At 40.2% G+C, this 15299-nt stretch carries 14 protein-coding genes; 5 read left to right on the forward strand and 9 right to left on the reverse strand.

Annotation, left to right across the window (positions count from 1 at the left end):
* The 7 genes from CL42_RS16680 to sdsA all read right to left on the reverse strand — a co-directional run.
* Positions 1-140, reverse strand: a 140-nt coding sequence (locus tag CL42_RS16680) for a heavy metal-binding domain-containing protein (RefSeq protein WP_155756975.1), incomplete at its 3' end; no start/stop codon positions are given.
* A gap of 98 nt (positions 141-238) precedes the next feature.
* Entirely contained in the window at positions 239-1690 is a 1452-nt protein-coding gene (adeK, locus tag CL42_RS10090) for a multidrug efflux RND transporter AdeIJK outer membrane channel subunit AdeK (RefSeq protein WP_035267849.1), read from the reverse strand.
* Entirely contained in the window at positions 1690-4866 is a 3177-nt protein-coding gene (locus CL42_RS10095) for an efflux RND transporter permease subunit (protein WP_035267851.1), read from the reverse strand. The genes adeK and CL42_RS10095 overlap by 1 nt, the downstream gene beginning before the upstream one ends.
* 12 nt (positions 4867-4878) lie before the next feature.
* Positions 4879-6120 carry an efflux RND transporter periplasmic adaptor subunit gene (locus tag CL42_RS10100; protein WP_035267853.1) on the reverse strand — a complete coding sequence of 414 codons (1242 nt, stop codon included), beginning with the start codon at positions 6118-6120 and terminating at the stop codon, positions 4879-4881.
* On the reverse strand, positions 6120-6755 hold the full coding sequence (locus tag CL42_RS10105; protein ID WP_035267854.1) for a phosphatase PAP2 family protein: 636 nt from the start codon (positions 6753-6755) through the stop codon (positions 6120-6122). The genes CL42_RS10100 and CL42_RS10105 overlap by 1 nt, the downstream gene beginning before the upstream one ends.
* Positions 6756-6918: 163 nt before the next feature.
* On the reverse strand, positions 6919-8970 hold the full coding sequence (locus tag CL42_RS10110) for a site-specific recombinase (RefSeq protein ID WP_035267856.1): 2052 nt from the start codon (positions 8968-8970) through the stop codon (positions 6919-6921).
* 23 nt (positions 8971-8993) lie between these two features.
* Positions 8994-9971, reverse strand: a complete 978-nt coding sequence (sdsA, locus tag CL42_RS10115; protein WP_035267858.1) for an All-trans-nonaprenyl-diphosphate synthase — start codon at positions 9969-9971, stop codon at positions 8994-8996.
* Positions 9972-10378: 407 nt separating this feature from the next.
* Here sdsA and rplU point away from each other — a divergent pair, with 407 nt between their 5' ends.
* From rplU to serS, 5 genes are all read left to right on the forward strand, one after another.
* Positions 10379-10690, forward strand: a complete 312-nt coding sequence (gene rplU / locus CL42_RS10120; protein ID WP_035267860.1) for a 50S ribosomal protein L21 — start codon at positions 10379-10381, stop codon at positions 10688-10690.
* Positions 10691-10709: 19 nt separating this feature from the next.
* Positions 10710-10967: a 50S ribosomal protein L27 gene (gene rpmA / locus CL42_RS10125; protein WP_035267862.1), complete on the forward strand. Its 258-nt coding sequence runs from the start codon at positions 10710-10712 to the stop codon at positions 10965-10967.
* Between the two features lie 217 nt (positions 10968-11184).
* Positions 11185-11883 carry an outer membrane lipoprotein chaperone LolA gene (gene lolA, locus CL42_RS10130; RefSeq protein ID WP_035267863.1) on the forward strand — a complete coding sequence of 233 codons (699 nt, stop codon included), beginning with the start codon at positions 11185-11187 and terminating at the stop codon, positions 11881-11883.
* Positions 11884-11993: 110 nt separating this feature from the next.
* On the forward strand, positions 11994-12779 hold the full coding sequence (locus tag CL42_RS10135) for an RsiV family protein (RefSeq protein ID WP_155756976.1): 786 nt from the start codon (positions 11994-11996) through the stop codon (positions 12777-12779).
* A gap of 112 nt (positions 12780-12891) precedes the next feature.
* Positions 12892-14163 (forward strand): serine--tRNA ligase, encoded by a 1272-nt coding sequence (serS, locus tag CL42_RS10140; protein ID WP_035267865.1) that lies wholly within the window; start codon positions 12892-12894, stop codon positions 14161-14163.
* 53 nt (positions 14164-14216) lie between these two features.
* On the opposite strand, the gene CL42_RS17530 is transcribed toward serS, so the two are convergent.
* Together CL42_RS17530 and CL42_RS10145 are read right to left on the reverse strand one after the other, a co-directional pair.
* Complete coding sequence (locus tag CL42_RS17530) at positions 14217-14531, reverse strand: helix-turn-helix domain-containing protein (RefSeq protein ID WP_322840180.1); 315 nt, start codon at positions 14529-14531, stop codon at positions 14217-14219.
* Positions 14515-15237, reverse strand: coding sequence for an AraC family transcriptional regulator (locus CL42_RS10145; RefSeq protein WP_228133256.1), 723 nt, complete (start codon positions 15235-15237; stop codon positions 14515-14517). Before CL42_RS10145 ends, CL42_RS17530 begins: the two co-directional genes overlap by 17 nt.
* Positions 15238-15299 lie beyond the last annotated feature (62 nt).

Consider the following 15299-nt stretch of genomic DNA (forward strand, 5'->3'; position numbering starts at 1 on the left):
AGTTCTCCACCGACGATATTCTTAAGTCCTGCGAGTAAATCACGCCCGACGTGTTTACTTCTGACGGTACTGCCATATACCACGTCAAATTGTTGTTGAATTTGATGACCAGGTACAGATTCTAAATTACTTAACAGCATGTGATTGAAGTCGTTATAAAAAGGATAATTAATGACAAAATATCAGTATTTGGGACAATAAAAAAGCCCACCGAGGTGAGCTTTGTTTAAACAAAAAATTACTTCTTGTCGTATTTTAAATCTGAGCTTGAAGGCTGATAAATCACTTGATCCGTAGTATTGGTTTTTAAGCCACCACCGAGTGATTTATAGAGCTCGATTTGGTTGTTAAGGTTCGCTTGTTCAAGCAGCAATAAACCTTGCTCAGCACTATATGATGTACGTTGCGCATCTAATACAGTTAAGAAACTGTCAATACCAGCGCGGAAGCGGGCATTTGAGAGTTTGTAGGTTGTATTGGTCGCATCAACTAAACGGCGTTGTGCAGTTAAACGTTCACCGATATTTTGACGCACTGCCAAAGCATCATTCACTTCACGGAACGCAGATTGAATTGATTTTTCATAATCAGACAATGCAATCTGTTGCTGTGTTTCAGAGACTTTAATATTGGCACGACGTGTTCCCCAGTCAAAGATTGGAATATCTAGACTAGGACCAACTGACCAAACAAAAGCACCAGACTTGAATAAATCACTTAAGTCTGTTGATGCATAACCTGCTGATCCTGTGAGGCTAATGGTTGGGAATAAACGCGCTTTTGCAGCACCGATATTCGCACCAGCCGCACTTAGCTGATATTCAGCCGCTTTAACATCTGGACGGTTGTTGAGTAGATCACTTGGCAAACCAGCCGCAAAAGCAGTGGTTGATGTCACACGTGTGATTCTCTCTTTAGGCAATAAATTGTCAGGTAGTGGTTGACCTACAAGGAGGTTTAACGCATTAACCGCTTGTGCAATTTGAGTCTTGTATTCAGCAACATCGCCACGTGCCGTCTCAACAGAAACTTGAGCCTGACGAAGCGGAACTTCACTGTCGATTCCCACATCAAAACGTTTTTTGTTGAGATTGTAAGATTCAAGTTGAGCTTTCAGCGTCTGTTCAGCGAGCTTAAGATTCGCTTGCGCATATGAGTAAGCCAACCAAGCTTGAGCTGTTTGGCTAATCAAGGCAATTTGAGTGGCATCACGTGCGCTTGCAGTTGAAAGATAAGTGTCTAGGGCATTGTCTTTCAAGCTTCTAACACGACCCCAAAAATCAATTTCATAAGCCGTTAAACCTAAACCTACATTATAGGTTGTTACTGGGCTTGGCGAATTGACCGTGTCTTGTCGTAAAACACCACCACTTGCACCAATCGTAGGCAATTGATTGTTTTGGCTGATTTGAAATTGTTGACGTGCTAATTCGATATTTAGCGTCGCTTTACGAAGATCACGGTTATTTGCCAAGGCTAAATCCAAAACTTGGATTAAGCGTTGATCTACAAAAAAATCCTTATAACCTTGCTCCGCAATAGATGGACCAGAAGCATTGCCAAGATAACTTCCTGGAATATTGGCTTGAGTGACCGGTTCTGGACCACGCATGCTTTGACATGCTGTCAAAGCAAGCGCAATTGCAGATACCGCAATGCTACGACCTGTAATAGACCATACGTTTTGCATCACGAAATTTGCTCCTGTTTATTTTGTTTTGGTTTTGTTTTAAAGATACTTCGGATCCATACGTAGAACACTGGAATAAAGAAGATCCCTAAAAGTGTTGAGCTGATTACACCACCAAGTACACCATAACCCACGGAATGTTGACTTCCTGCACCTGCGCCAGAAGCGAGAGCTAGAGGAAGAACACCAAAACCGAAAGCCAATGTGGTCATAATGATTGGACGCAAACGCATTTTCGCGGCATGCAAGGTTGCTTCGAAGAGTTCTTCACCTTGATCTTGAAGCTCTTTCGCAAACTCTACAATCAAGATCGCATTCTTCGCGGACAAACCAATCACGGCAATAATCGCCACTTGGAAGTAGATGTTATTTGAAAGGTTTGGATCTTTCAAAATAATCATTCCCAAGAATGTTAAGGCAAGTGCACCAACAATACCCAATGGCACAACCATGAGTACAGAGAATGGGATAGACCAACTTTCATATAAGGCTGCCAAGCAGAGGAAGACAATCAATAACGAAAGAGCATAAAGGAATGGTGCTTGTGCGCCAGACTCACGTTCTTCGAGAGATAAACCTGTCCATTCGTAATCGAAGCCTTGTAAGCCCATTGAAGGAAGCTTTGCAATGATTTCTTCAACCGCGGCCATTGCATCACCCGAACTCACACCTGGAGCTGGAGTACCTGTGATGTTCATGGAAGAAACGCCGTTATAACGCTCTAAACGTGGTGAACCATAAGTCCATTCGCCTGTTGCGAACGCTGAGAATGGAACCATCGTACCTTGGTTATTGCGGACATACCACTTGTCTAAGTCTTCAGGCATCATACGAGAGCTCGCTTCACCTTGGACATACACTTTTTTCACACGACCACGATCGATGAAGTCATTAATGTATGAACCACCCCATGCCATACCCATCGTACTATTGATTTCAGCAATGCTGACTCCCATAGCACCTGCTTGAGCATGATCGACGATGACACGATATTGAGGCGTATCTTCTTGTCCGTTAGGACGAACACCTGTTAAGCGCTGATCTTGAGAAGCTAAGCCGAGTACAGCATTACGTGCTGCTAATAATTGCTCGTGACTTTGACCTGCAGCTGCTTTTAACTGTAGGTTAAAGCCTGCACTCACGCCCAACTCCGGCATTGCTGGAAGTTGAAGAGGCATGATATAGCTGGCATCTTTCACAATCATATTCAGTGCCATACCACGTTGGATAATTGCACCGACCTGAGATTCAGGAGAGGTACGGTCTTTCCAGTCTTTCAACTTAATGAAGGCAAGACCCGCATTTTGACCAATACCCGTGAACGAGAAACCAGCAACACTAAATACAGATTCAACATGTTCTTTCTCGTTGTTGAGGAAGAAGCCTGTCATTTGATCAATTGTTTTGCCAGTGCGTTCAAGCGTTGCATTTGGTGGTAGCTGAACGAGTGTCATCACCACACCTTGGTCTTCATCTGGTAAGAATGAAGAAGGAAGGTTGACAAATAACCAGCCCATCACAGCAATCACAACACCATAGACCAATCCTGCAAATAGCTTGGCATGTGTTAAACGGTTTACGCCGTTTTGATATTTCACCGAAATTTTGTCAAAACCATTGTTAAACCAACGGAAGAAACGGGCAAAAATGTTATTGCTTTGAGGTTTGTTGGCATCATGTTTTTTCAACATGGTCGCACACAATGCAGGGGTAAAGGTTAATGCAACAATCAATGAGAGAATCATTGCTGTAACGAGCGTGATAGAGAACTGACGATAAATTACACCTGTCGTACCCCCCATGAATGCCATAGGTACGAATACTGCAGTTAAGACAGAGGTAATACCAATCAATGCACCAGAGATCTGTCCCATCGACTTTTCAGTCGCTTCCACAGGCTCAAGATGCTCTTCTGCCATCACACGTTCAACGTTTTCTACGACGACAATCGCATCATCCACCAAAAGACCAATGGCGAGAACCATTGCGAACATGGTTAATGTGTTGATCGAGAATCCGAACATGTTGATCACGGCAAATGTACCCAATACAACCACTGGAACAGCCATTGTTGGAATAATGGTTGCACGCCAGTTTTGTAAGAACAAGAACATGACCAAGAATACGAGGATAATCGCTTCAATTAAGGTTTTCACAACACTTTTAATTGAGAGCTCAATAAATGGTGTTGTATCAAAAGCAAGTTTGTCCACCATACCTGTTGGGTAGTTTGGACGTAATTCTTTTAAACGATCTTCAATCGCTTGGGCTGTATCTAATGCATTTGCACCTGTTGCCAAACGAATCGCTACACCACCTGCAGGTTGACCATTAAATTTAGAGTCAAATGCATAATTATCTGCACCTAATTCAATTTTAGCGACATCACCTAAACGAACTTGTGCACCATTTGGTGAGTTCTTAAGGAAAATATTTGAAAATTGTTCAGGTGTTTGTAAAAGACTTTGAGCAGTTACAGTCGCATTTAAAACTTGACCTTGTACAGAAGGTGCACCACCTAACTGACCTACCGCCACTTGCGCATTCTGAGTTCTTAATGCATTTGCAATATCACTTGGTGTAACTTGCAAGTTGGCCATTTTGGATGGGTCCATCCAAATTCGCATAGCATATGAACCACCAAATACTTGCACTTCACCAACACCAGTCACACGGCTAAGTGGTTCAGAGATATTTGAATTTACATAGTCTTTAATGTCATTTGCATCTAATGCATCTGACTCAGAATAGAAAGCAATAACTTGTAAGAAGCTTGCGCCAGACTTGGTAACTTTTAAACCTTGACGTTGTACGTCTTCAGGCAAAAGTGCAGTCGCTGATTGAAGTTTATTTTGAACTTGTACCTGAGCAATATCAGGATCGATACCTTGTTCAAAGTTTAGTGTAATGGAAGCTTGTCCATTACCTGCACTGTTAGATGAGATGTAACGCAACCCATCCAAGCCATTCATTTGTTGTTCAATAATTTGCGTTACTGTGTTTTCAACAGTTTCAGCAGATGCACCCGGATATGTTGCAGAAATCGATACCGTTGGGGGTGCAATCGTTGGGTATTGCGCAATTGGCATCTTGGTGAGGGATAAAATACCCGCCAACATGATGACCAATGCAATCACCCAAGCGAAGATTGGGCGATGGATAAAAAAGTGAGCCATTCAGTCTACTCCTTATGCATTTGAAGTAGCTTTTTGTTCAGATTGAGCTGCTGGCTTTGCTTGTTGACCATCTTTGCCGGCTTGAGGTGCTGCAGCTTGAGGTTGGTAAGGTTTAGCTACAACTTGTTGTTCGGGTTTAACTTTCGCCACACCATCTACAATGACCTTATCACCCGTATTTAGACCTTTGGTCACAATCCAATCTTTACCTTGCACACCTGCAGTCTCAATTGGACGTACTTCAACTGCACCTTTCGCATTCACGATCATCGCAGTCGCTTGACCTGTTGGTGTACGGGTCACAGCCGCTTGAGGCACTAAAATCGCATTAGGAATTACACCTTGCACAATTTGAGCATTAGTGAACATTCCTGGCAATAATAATTGGTTCGGATTTGAGAACACAGCACGTAGGGTAACTGTCCCTGTTTCTGGATTTACACTTGCATCAGAGAATGCAAGATTACCTTCAATAGGGTAGATGCTGCCATCTTCAAGTTTTAAACGAACTTTAGTATTGTTGCTGCGGTCGATGCTGCCTTGACTTAACTGTTGACGTAAACGAAGAAGCTCAGCACTTGATTGGTTGATATCGACATAGATTGGATCAAGCTGTTGGATTGTTACCAATGCTTCAGGTTGATTAGCCGTTACCAATGCACCTGCAGTCACACTAGAGCGACCTGATTGCCCTGAAATTGGTGAGCGAACAGTAGAATAACCTAAGTTAATCTGCGCATTTTTCACCGCTGCTTCTGAAGCTGCAACATCTGCTTGTGCCAATTTTACTTGTGCTTGTAGATCATCAAATTCTTGCTTAGACACAGCATTGATACCGACAAGTTGGCGATAACGGTCAGCTTTAACTTGAAGCGCATTGAGATTGGCTTTTTGACGAACTAAGGCTGCTTTTGCACTGTCTAGGTTCGCACGGTTGGTATTTGCGTCAATTTCGTACAGAGGTTGTCCTTCACGCACAAAACTACCTTCAGCAAACAGACGCTTTAAAATCACACCGCTTGCTTGCGGACGTACTTCAGAAATTTGATAGGCTGAAGTTCGACCCGAAAGCTCGACAGTTTGTTCAACACTTTGTGGTTGAGCAACGATGACACCAACTTCAGTTGGCGGCATTTGCTGTTGTGCAGCGGCTTGCTCTGCATCTTTTGGATCTTTGCTACAACCCACAAGTGCAATACTTGTTGCAAGAGCACAAGCAGTGAGGGCAGGGGCCCAAAGCTTTGCCGACATCATTATTCCACCTCGTTAGATTTTTCTCTAAAAATAATTGTTTGCTTTGCTATCCGTTGTGATAGGACTAACCACAGTATAGTCAGCCATATCAACGCAATACTCCAACCTGCAACAACATCTGTCGGGTAATGAGCACCGAGATAAACCCGTGAAAAACCCATGCCAACAAACCATATACAGGCAGCGACGAAAATGATTCTACTTTGATGATGGTTTCGAAAGATCATGATCATCAAACCAGCAATCACTGCTGCATAGAGACTATGTGCGCTTGGAAATGCGGCTCCATAAGTTTCAACGATTTGATAAATTGCATTTGGACGAGGTCGGTCGAAAGCATATTTGAGTAACCAGCCAAGACAGGCACCACCAACGAGACCAAGTGAGATAAATAGACAGTTAGCATATTGTTTTAATCGCCATTGCTGTAAGGTCCAAATCGCCACGCACATCAGCATGATCGGTAAACCGCCAACATGAGACAATAAAACCGCAATTCCATCTATGAGGGGATTGCGGTGTTGACTCATCCATGAAACAGCAGTGAGATCGAGCTGTTGTATCGTTGGAATATAGATTCCTATACTACTTATCGTTATTCCTAAACAACCTATTAAAATCAGTAAGTAAGGCATATAAAATAACCTAAGTTATATTATAGTGGCATACATTTATTGCATGAATGCGTCAAAGTGTACTCGCCAGTACACTTTTTTTCAAGTCAGTGTAAAAGCATAATTTATAGTAATTTCATTACAATGTGCATCTTATTTTTAGCACAAAAAATAACACAAATATCTAATGAGAAGATTTCTTTGGTGAAATTGGATCTTCGACCTCTAAAGGTTGTTTTGGGGGCCAGAAAAAGTCCATTGGTCGTGTAACAAAGTGAGTAAATACTAATTTTGCCAGAGGTTTCCATTGTTCAAAACGAACACGTCGTGCGCGTAATGCCACGATAATAGTGAGACTAAAGCTGACAAATAAGTTGGTCAAACCAATTAATAATACACCAAGGAATGAAACAATAATGAGCCCTATTTCAGGCGTGCCATTGATACTCAATAGGGCCTGCATAAAGTTTGCTGAAGCAAAGGCAATATGACGAATATCTAAAGGCAGACCAAGAATAAAGCCAATTGTCCCCATGCTGCCTAGCATGATTCCGAACAGGAAATTCCCGGCTAGTGCGCCTAAATTACGTTCAATATAGTTTGCAAACTTTTCTAGTCTGTCAGCACCTAGCCAGTTTTTTAAGCGATGATGTGCTTTTAAGCGAGGTCCGACTTTACGATACACTGCCATGTTGTCGAAGTAACCTGCGATCAAACCAGATAAAAATAGACATACACCTGCAATAGCTGCATGTGGTACTGCGAGGGATGTAAAAGGATTTAAACTATGAAGTAAATATGTTGCTTTACTGTGATTGAGTAATTGTTCACCCAAAATCAACGGCCACATCATGGTGATCAATGCTGCAACCGGGATTGCAATGGAAATATTGCCGAGAATAGCGACAAACTGCGTACGGATAATATTGATAATCAGCGCAGCAAGTTCTGCGATTTGTGCAGTTCGAGACCCTTTCTTTTGTTGAACTGTCGCGGCTAGGGCAGCTGCAGTCATAGCAGGTTGTTTGGTTGCAACGGTAAAATGCAGTACATGGATTAACATGAAACCTAATGCATAGTTCATGCTATACGCGAAGGCTTGCATGATAGGTGCCATGGCGATGCGCGCAGTGAGAATCTTCAAGGTCGCCATGATAGCGATAATGACGCCTGCACCTGCGGCTGATTTGTACATACTGAAGAAACCAGCTTTATTGGTACTTACATAATGTTCGCCTGTTTTACTAGCATTTTCAGTGACTTGTAATGCGATTAATTCACTGTTTGTTTTTAAAAGCTCTCGAACACTTCGCTCCTCATAGTGAGCCGCAACTAAATCTTGACATAACTCAGCGAGTGCTAAGTATTGAACTTTTCCAGTTTCAGTCAATAAGTTCAGTAATAGTTCAATACGATCTAAACATTGCTCAAGCAAAGACAATAAATAAGTGAGACTTAAACTCACCCCAATTCTTTTCGTAGCACGACGAATCTTTAAGACAACATCGCGACACTGCTCGATCATCACCAAAGCCTGGTTGGCGTCGGGTACGACCATTTCAGTAAGATCATCAGCTTCACTATAATGTTTTTTGTATAGCTCAATAAATTCAATGATTTCACGATTCTGCACCAAAAAAGGTGACTCATATTCAGTCAGTTCTGGTTGTGCATTAATAAACTCAGGATAAAGTCCAATACCGCTGATACGGTAAGATAAAACTGTAATGGCTTTAATCATGTCGCGTTTGATGCCAAATTTTGCATCTAAGCTGCCATTACTTTGATTGACAATCTGAAAAAACTGAATCCATTGCTGATCTTCAATATTTTCTAGCCAATATTTATCGCTACGTAAATGAAAGACACGGAAGACTAAATCTTTTAGATCAGTTTCATCGGTCAAAAGGGGAAGAACATGCGCTCCCATTCGTTGACCCAACTGATTCCAAAAACCATCTAGAGAAAGAATCCCACTGTCCGCATAAATAGTGGTTTGTTTATAGCGATTGATCAGATGAACGATATAGGCTTGAAAAGTGGTGGCAGCAGTCGGCGTAATTAATAACGCTTGTATCAACGCCTGAAATTTTTGATTAATTTCTTCTAGGTTATAACTGTCTGATGGACGGATGCGATTAACGAGTTCAATGAGTATGTTTTCGTCTGGAGCAGCTTGATGATGGTCAAGTTGCTCCTGCATTTGTTTAAAAAGATCATTAAAGTTTATATGCATACGCAAATTTTTTTAGTTGAAGTTTATTGGATTCGATCTAATGCTAATTGCGCCAAATTATCAAGCGCTTGACGATAAATACTTTCAGGCAGTTGTAACAATGCCTCACGAGCTGCTGTAGTTTCTTCAACAGCACGTTCGCGACAGTAATCTAGTGCACCAGAGTTTTGAACAATCTGAATCACTTGATCCAAATGTTCAGTCCCACCTGTAGTGATGCTACGACGGATAATATCGTGCTCTGCACCAGAAGTTTTTTGTAGAGCAGCAATCAGTGGCAGTGTTGGCTTACCTTCCATTAAGTCATCGCCAATATTTTTACCAAGTGTTTCTGCGTCAGAGGTGTAATCGAGTATGTCATCTATGATTTGAAATGCATTCCCGAAATGACCTGCGTATTTTCTGAGTGCTTCACGATATTGATGTTGATTGGCAAGAATCGCAGCGCCTTCAGTCGCCAATTCAAACAAACGAGATGTTTTGCCGTGAATAATGTCTAAATACGTCGCTTCAGTGGTTTCAGGCTGATGTTGAGATTGCAGTTGAAGTACTTCTCCTTCAGCAATTTCACATGTTCCTGTTGAGAAGTCTTTTAATAACACCATATTGTTCAAATCTACGAGCAAATCGAACGCTCTAGAAATGAGGAAGTCTCCAACGAGGACAGCGGTTTGGTTATTCCATGTTGCATTCGCTGTAGGACGACCACGGCGTAACCCAGACTCATCTACGACATCATCATGTACAAGTGTAGCGGTATGCAGCATTTCAATAATTGCAGCTAACTTTTGGGCATGCTCTAGGTTGGTTTCACCGCAAGCGCGAGCAGCCAATAAACACATAATAGGACGCATGCGTTTACCACCTGCCTCAACCACATGTTTGCTGACTGACATCACCAAAGCAACTTTAGAGCTGATTCCTTCATTAATAAGTTGGTCCATCGCAGCAAAGTCTGTAGCAACAGGTGCGAGAATGTCTTGCTTAAAATCGATGGCCATAACAATGAAGTCCTTATACAAACAGTAGATGTTACTCAGCTAGTGTAACAATTTAAGTGAAAGTTTTGGTCGCTTTGCCACATGAATATGCATGATTTTCTTAAAGTTGTTCAGTTTCTATTCATGTTTGTGATTTAATCTTCATAATACCAATAAAACTTGATACGTTATTTGATATTAGAAGTAGTTCATTTTGTGAATAAATATAGTTTAATCAATCAGCAAATTGTTATTTTCATGTAAGAAATAGATATTTCGGGATGAAAGTTAACTTTTAGACAAAAGACCTTGTTGTTTATTTCATTATCACTTAAAATCTTTGCCCTTGAATAACCCCCAGTGGCGTTCGTTTTAAGATCGATATATTCCTTTATCGGCACGACGACACGGGCCTGTTGGAGTACATTATGTACGCAGTAATCCAAAGCGGTGGTAAACAACACCGTGTTGTTGAGGGTGAAACCCTTAAAGTTGAATTATTGAAAGCTGAAACTGGTTCTACTATTACGTTTGATGACGTATTAATGTTAGTGAACGGTGATAGCATTCAAATTGGTGCTCCAGTTGTTGCTGGTGCTAAAGTAACTGCTGAAGTAGTTAGCCATGGTCGTCACGACAAAATCCGCATCATCAAAATGCGTCGTCGTAAACACTATCGTAAACAACAAGGTCACCGTCAATGGTTCACTGAGTTGAAAATTACAGCTATTTCAGGCTAATTACGAGGAGTAAATAGACATGGCAACTAAAAAAGCCGGTGGTTCGACACGTAACGGTCGTGACTCAAATCCTAAAATGTTAGGTGTTAAAATGTTCGGTGGTCAAGCTGTGACTGCTGGTAACATTATCGTTCGTCAACGTGGTACAGAGTTCCACGCTGGTGCTAACGTTGGTATGGGGCGTGACCATACTTTATTTGCTACCGCTGATGGCGTGATCAAATTCGAAGTTAAAGGTCAATTTGGCCGTCGTTATGTATCTGTTGAAACTGTATAAGTTTTATCAGGCATAACCAAAAAACCCACTCTTGAGTGGGTTTTTTTATATCTGAAAGAAAGTTTTTGAACTGAAGTGAATCTTCATCATGATGAAGCATTTTCAACAATTTAGCTAAATAACAATACAAAAGTTCTTATTTTCTCAATTATTAGCGATCAAATTTGGTTTAAGATGACTCCATATCAAATGATGATCAATAACAAAAGGTGGGATCATGACAATGCTTCGTAAAACGATTGGTGCAATTACAATGAGTGCTGCAATGATGGCACCAGTCGCAAGCACTCAAGTTTTCGCAGCGCCAGTGGCTGCTTCGGAGCAACAAGCGACCGCAAACTTGGTTCGTCAATTAAACGGAATAAAAAGTTTAACGGCAAATTTTGAACAAACAACGAAAGCAACTAAATCTAGTAAAGCACCACAAAAACAAGGTTTGAGTGCTCAACATATGAATCAGACTTTTACTGGGGTGATGAAAGTTGCTCGTCCAGGTAAGTTCTATTGGGAAACTACAGCACCAGCAAAACAAACAATTGTGACTTCTGGAAAGATGATTTGGATCTATGACCCAGATCTACAGCAGGCAATTCGTCAAAATATGGATGAGCAAGTTGCCAATACACCAGCATTATTATTGTCTGGTAATACCAACCAAATTATGCAGTCATATCGTGTAACACAGCCAAATAAAGCTAAAACTTATTACACGTTATATCCTAAGCAGAAAGATGGTGCCTTTCAGAGTCTGACCATTAGTTTCGGTGCAAATAAAGCGCCAAGCTTAATGATTTTAGAAGATTCATTAGGACAAACTACACACGTTAAATTTAGTAATGTGAAAGTGAATGCAGGTATTCCGGATTCAACATTTAACTTTACACCGCCTAAAGGCACAGACATTATTGACCAATAATATAAAAGCAGCGTTTATCGCTGCTTTTTTTAACTACAAATTTCAACTGAATTGATGTCTGCTAGAATTTATAGTCTCTGTGTTAAACACTCATTTTTATTGGAGGCTATATGCTAAAACACATGAATCGGTTTGGAAAATTGAGTGTTATTTGTGCATCAATGATCATGTTAGGCGCTTGTCAGCCTAAATCTGATGCAGAAACTAAAAAAAGCAATGAGACTGCTGCGCAAGCAAAACAATCAGAATCTTGGTATATCGAATCGAAGAACGTCGAATTAAAGCCTAAACAGAAGCAAGTATGCGATGAGGCAGAGTGTACAGAATATTCATTCCAAACGGTTGAAACTAATCATCCGTGGATTAATACGTATTTTAAAAATCGAATTGAAAAAGCAGACCCTATACCATTCCAATCGGCTACTAAGAACACAGAGACAACTACTGTGGATCCGCTGAAGTTGAGTCAGAGTCAGACTGTGGTACGTTATTTAAGTCAACATCAGAATATAGCGAGTTTTGAATATCTGAGCTATGTATATCCTGCTGGTGCAGCACATGGGATGTACCACAAAGAATATGTTCATTTCGATTTAAAAACTAAAAAAAGAATAGCACTACAAGATTTAATTGTGAAAGGTCAAAATAAAAAGCTATTAGAAACACTTTATAGTGCTAATAGTATGTGGCTTACAGATCACAATATTGAACAAGATAAACTCGAATTAAGTGACAATTTCTATTACGGAGTTGATGGTATCGTCTTTGTTTATCCGCTGTATGAACTCGCGTCCTATGCTGAAGGAATGTCTGAACTCACTTTACCTTATGTGAGTGTGAATGGTTTGATACAGTCAGAATATCTTCCAAACCTACCCAAACTCACTGCTGAGTAGTTGACTCTATTTTAATTTGATTCAATAAGCTTCAGCTGTCAGCGCTTCGACTGTATTTTTTTCAACGAAGCGCTTACACTATAGGCAGTTTTTTTCCCTGAAAAGATTAACCATGATCGACCCGAAATTACTTAGAAATAATATAGAGGCTGTAAATTTAGCCTTAGCTAAACGTGGCGTGCAACTCAACGTAGAAGAATGGGCATCTTTAGAGGCTCGTCGTAAAGAAATTCAGTCTAAGACTGAAGCTTTACAAGCAGAACGTAATTCGGGTGCTAAACAAGTTGGTCAAATCAAAAAAGCAGGTGGTGATGCCTCTGAAATCATGGCTCGTATGAGCGCGATCGGAGATGAAATTAAAGCCGCTGAGCTTGCGTTAACAGAACTACAAGCTGAAATTGAAGCAAAATCACTTTCTATTCCAAACCTACCTCATGAGTCGGTGCCAGAGGGCAAAGATGAGAATGACAACGTTGAAATTTTAAAATGGGGTACGCCTCGTGAATTCAACTTTGAAATTAAAGATCACACTGATCTTGGTGAGTGGATGGGTGGACTCGAGTTCGAAACAGCGACTAAGTTAACAGGTACTCGTTTCAGTGTGCTCAAGGGTCCGCTTGCACGTTTACAACGTGCACTAACGCAGTTCATGTTAGATACACATACATTGAAAAATGGCTATACAGAAGCTTATGTACCGTATTTAGTAAATGCTGATTCATTACGTGGAACTGGTCAGTTGCCTAAATTTGAAGAAGATTTGTTCAAGCTTCAAGGTGACAAAGAATATTACTTGATCCCAACTGCTGAAGTACCTGTGACTAACTTTGTGCGTGATGAGATTATTGATCCTGAGCGTCTACCGTTAAAATATGCTGCTCATACACCTTGTTTCCGTAGTGAAGCTGGTTCTTATGGTCGTGATACACGCGGTTTGATTCGTCAGCACCAATTTGACAAAGTAGAAATGGTTCAAATTGTTAAACCTGAAGACTCTATGCAAGCATTGGAAGAGTTGACAGGGCATGCTGAGGGTATTTTACAGGCGCTTGGATTGCCATATCGTAAAATCATCCTATGCGGTGGTGATATGGGCTTTGGTGCAACGAAGACTTATGACTTAGAAGTTTGGGTACCAAGCCAAAATACCTATCGTGAAATTTCATCGTGTTCAAACATGGGGGATTTCCAGGCTCGTCGTATGAAAGCTCGTTACCGTGCTGATCAAAAGAAAACAGAGTTTGTTCATACTTTGAATGGTTCAGGTTTAGCAGTTGGTCGTACTTTGCTTGCGGTGATGGAAAACTATCAACGTGAAGATGGTTCGATTGAGATTCCTGAAGTCTTACGTCCTTATATGGGTGGACAAAATTTTATCGATTAATCGATAAAACACAAAAAAGCTAACTCAATTGAGTTAGCTTTTTTTTTAGTGTTTTAATGAATGAGTTGAGCACTGCCTGTTTGCCTTTCAATAATTTTTTTTAAGGTCTCACTCGGTTTTTCCCCAAATGCATCTTTATACTCAAGTGAAAAACGACCTAAATGTGTAACACCCCATTTATAAGCAATTTCAGTAATATTAATTTTATGCGTAGACTGTGAAATTTCATTATAAATACATTTAAGTCGGTAATGGCGTATATAAGCATTTGGACTGCATTTTAAATATTTTTTGAAAATTGTATTCAGCTTTTTTTTGCTTAATCCAGATGCATATTCTAAATCTGAAATTTCAATTTTTTGATGTATATTTTTTTTGTATGAATTCTAATAAGCGAGTAAAGAAGTCAGGATAATCTAAAGTATTTTTATAAATTAAATCACTATAGTTATTGGGTTGAGATAATAATAATGACTTCACGATAATATATTCAAAATCTGAGCGCATTTCTTGAAAAAATGAAGTATTGGTAAAATTGTTTGTGAAATTTTTAATACTGTCAATTAAATCCCACCATGCTTTAATTTTCGGGTTGTTTTGATCCATCACATTTTGAAATACCAAAGGTTCGGTAACTGGCTGAGAAATTAAATCTGAAAGTATTTTTTCAACAAAAGTCTTTGAAAAAGAAATGAATGTTTGCACACAGTCTTTGTCAATAATTAGTTCAAATTTATCTTCAGGTGAAACAATGGATGCTTGATCATAACAGGCGTAAAAAGTTTGACCATCTTTTTTAAATAGTGGTCGCCCATTTTTAGGGCGCGTTATACAAAAGTGGTTCATATTTTCATGCGTATGCGTTTTGAAAATTACATCTTTACCATATGTTAAATCCCCAATAATCATACGACCGATTTGCGATCCATTAAAACTAAAATCCAATGGTTCATATTGATTAAAATCGACTAAATCATGTGGGCCAATGATTAAATCAAGACAATGGTTGGCATCATGAATATTCTGCGTATGTGATTGAATCGTAGAAATAGACCTGTGTTGCTGGCTATACATAAATACCTCTATCCTTAGCTTGCTTATCATTACTTATGCAAAAATCAATCCATGATTTTGCT

This window comes from Acinetobacter sp. Ver3, assembly GCF_000632455.1.
Taxonomy (GTDB): domain Bacteria; phylum Pseudomonadota; class Gammaproteobacteria; order Pseudomonadales; family Moraxellaceae; genus Acinetobacter.

What these genes read in the sequence shown, in the direction of transcription:
- CL42_RS10110 (WP_035267856.1), bottom strand. Translation starts at nt 8,970, where the DNA reads ATGCATATAAACTTTAATGATCTTTTTAAACAAATGCAGGAGCAACTT.
- CL42_RS10100 (WP_035267853.1), bottom strand. Translation starts at nt 6,120, where the DNA reads ATGATGTCGGCAAAGCTTTGGGCCCCTGCCCTCACTGCTTGTGCTCTT.
- serS (WP_035267865.1), top strand. Translation starts at nt 12,892, where the DNA reads ATGATCGACCCGAAATTACTTAGAAATAATATAGAGGCTGTAAATTTA.
- adeK (WP_035267849.1), bottom strand. Translation starts at nt 1,690, where the DNA reads ATGCAAAACGTATGGTCTATTACAGGTCGTAGCATTGCGGTATCTGCA.
- CL42_RS10095 (WP_035267851.1), bottom strand. Translation starts at nt 4,866, where the DNA reads ATGGCTCACTTTTTTATCCATCGCCCAATCTTCGCTTGGGTGATTGCA.
- CL42_RS10135 (WP_155756976.1), top strand. Translation starts at nt 11,994, where the DNA reads ATGCTAAAACACATGAATCGGTTTGGAAAATTGAGTGTTATTTGTGCA.
- CL42_RS10105 (WP_035267854.1), bottom strand. Translation starts at nt 6,755, where the DNA reads ATGCCTTACTTACTGATTTTAATAGGTTGTTTAGGAATAACGATAAGT.
- rplU (WP_035267860.1), top strand. Translation starts at nt 10,379, where the DNA reads ATGTACGCAGTAATCCAAAGCGGTGGTAAACAACACCGTGTTGTTGAG.
- sdsA (WP_035267858.1), bottom strand. Translation starts at nt 9,971, where the DNA reads ATGGCCATCGATTTTAAGCAAGACATTCTCGCACCTGTTGCTACAGAC.
- CL42_RS10145 (WP_228133256.1), bottom strand. Translation starts at nt 15,237, where the DNA reads ATGTATAGCCAGCAACACAGGTCTATTTCTACGATTCAATCACATACG.
- lolA (WP_035267863.1), top strand. Translation starts at nt 11,185, where the DNA reads ATGACAATGCTTCGTAAAACGATTGGTGCAATTACAATGAGTGCTGCA.
- rpmA (WP_035267862.1), top strand. Translation starts at nt 10,710, where the DNA reads ATGGCAACTAAAAAAGCCGGTGGTTCGACACGTAACGGTCGTGACTCA.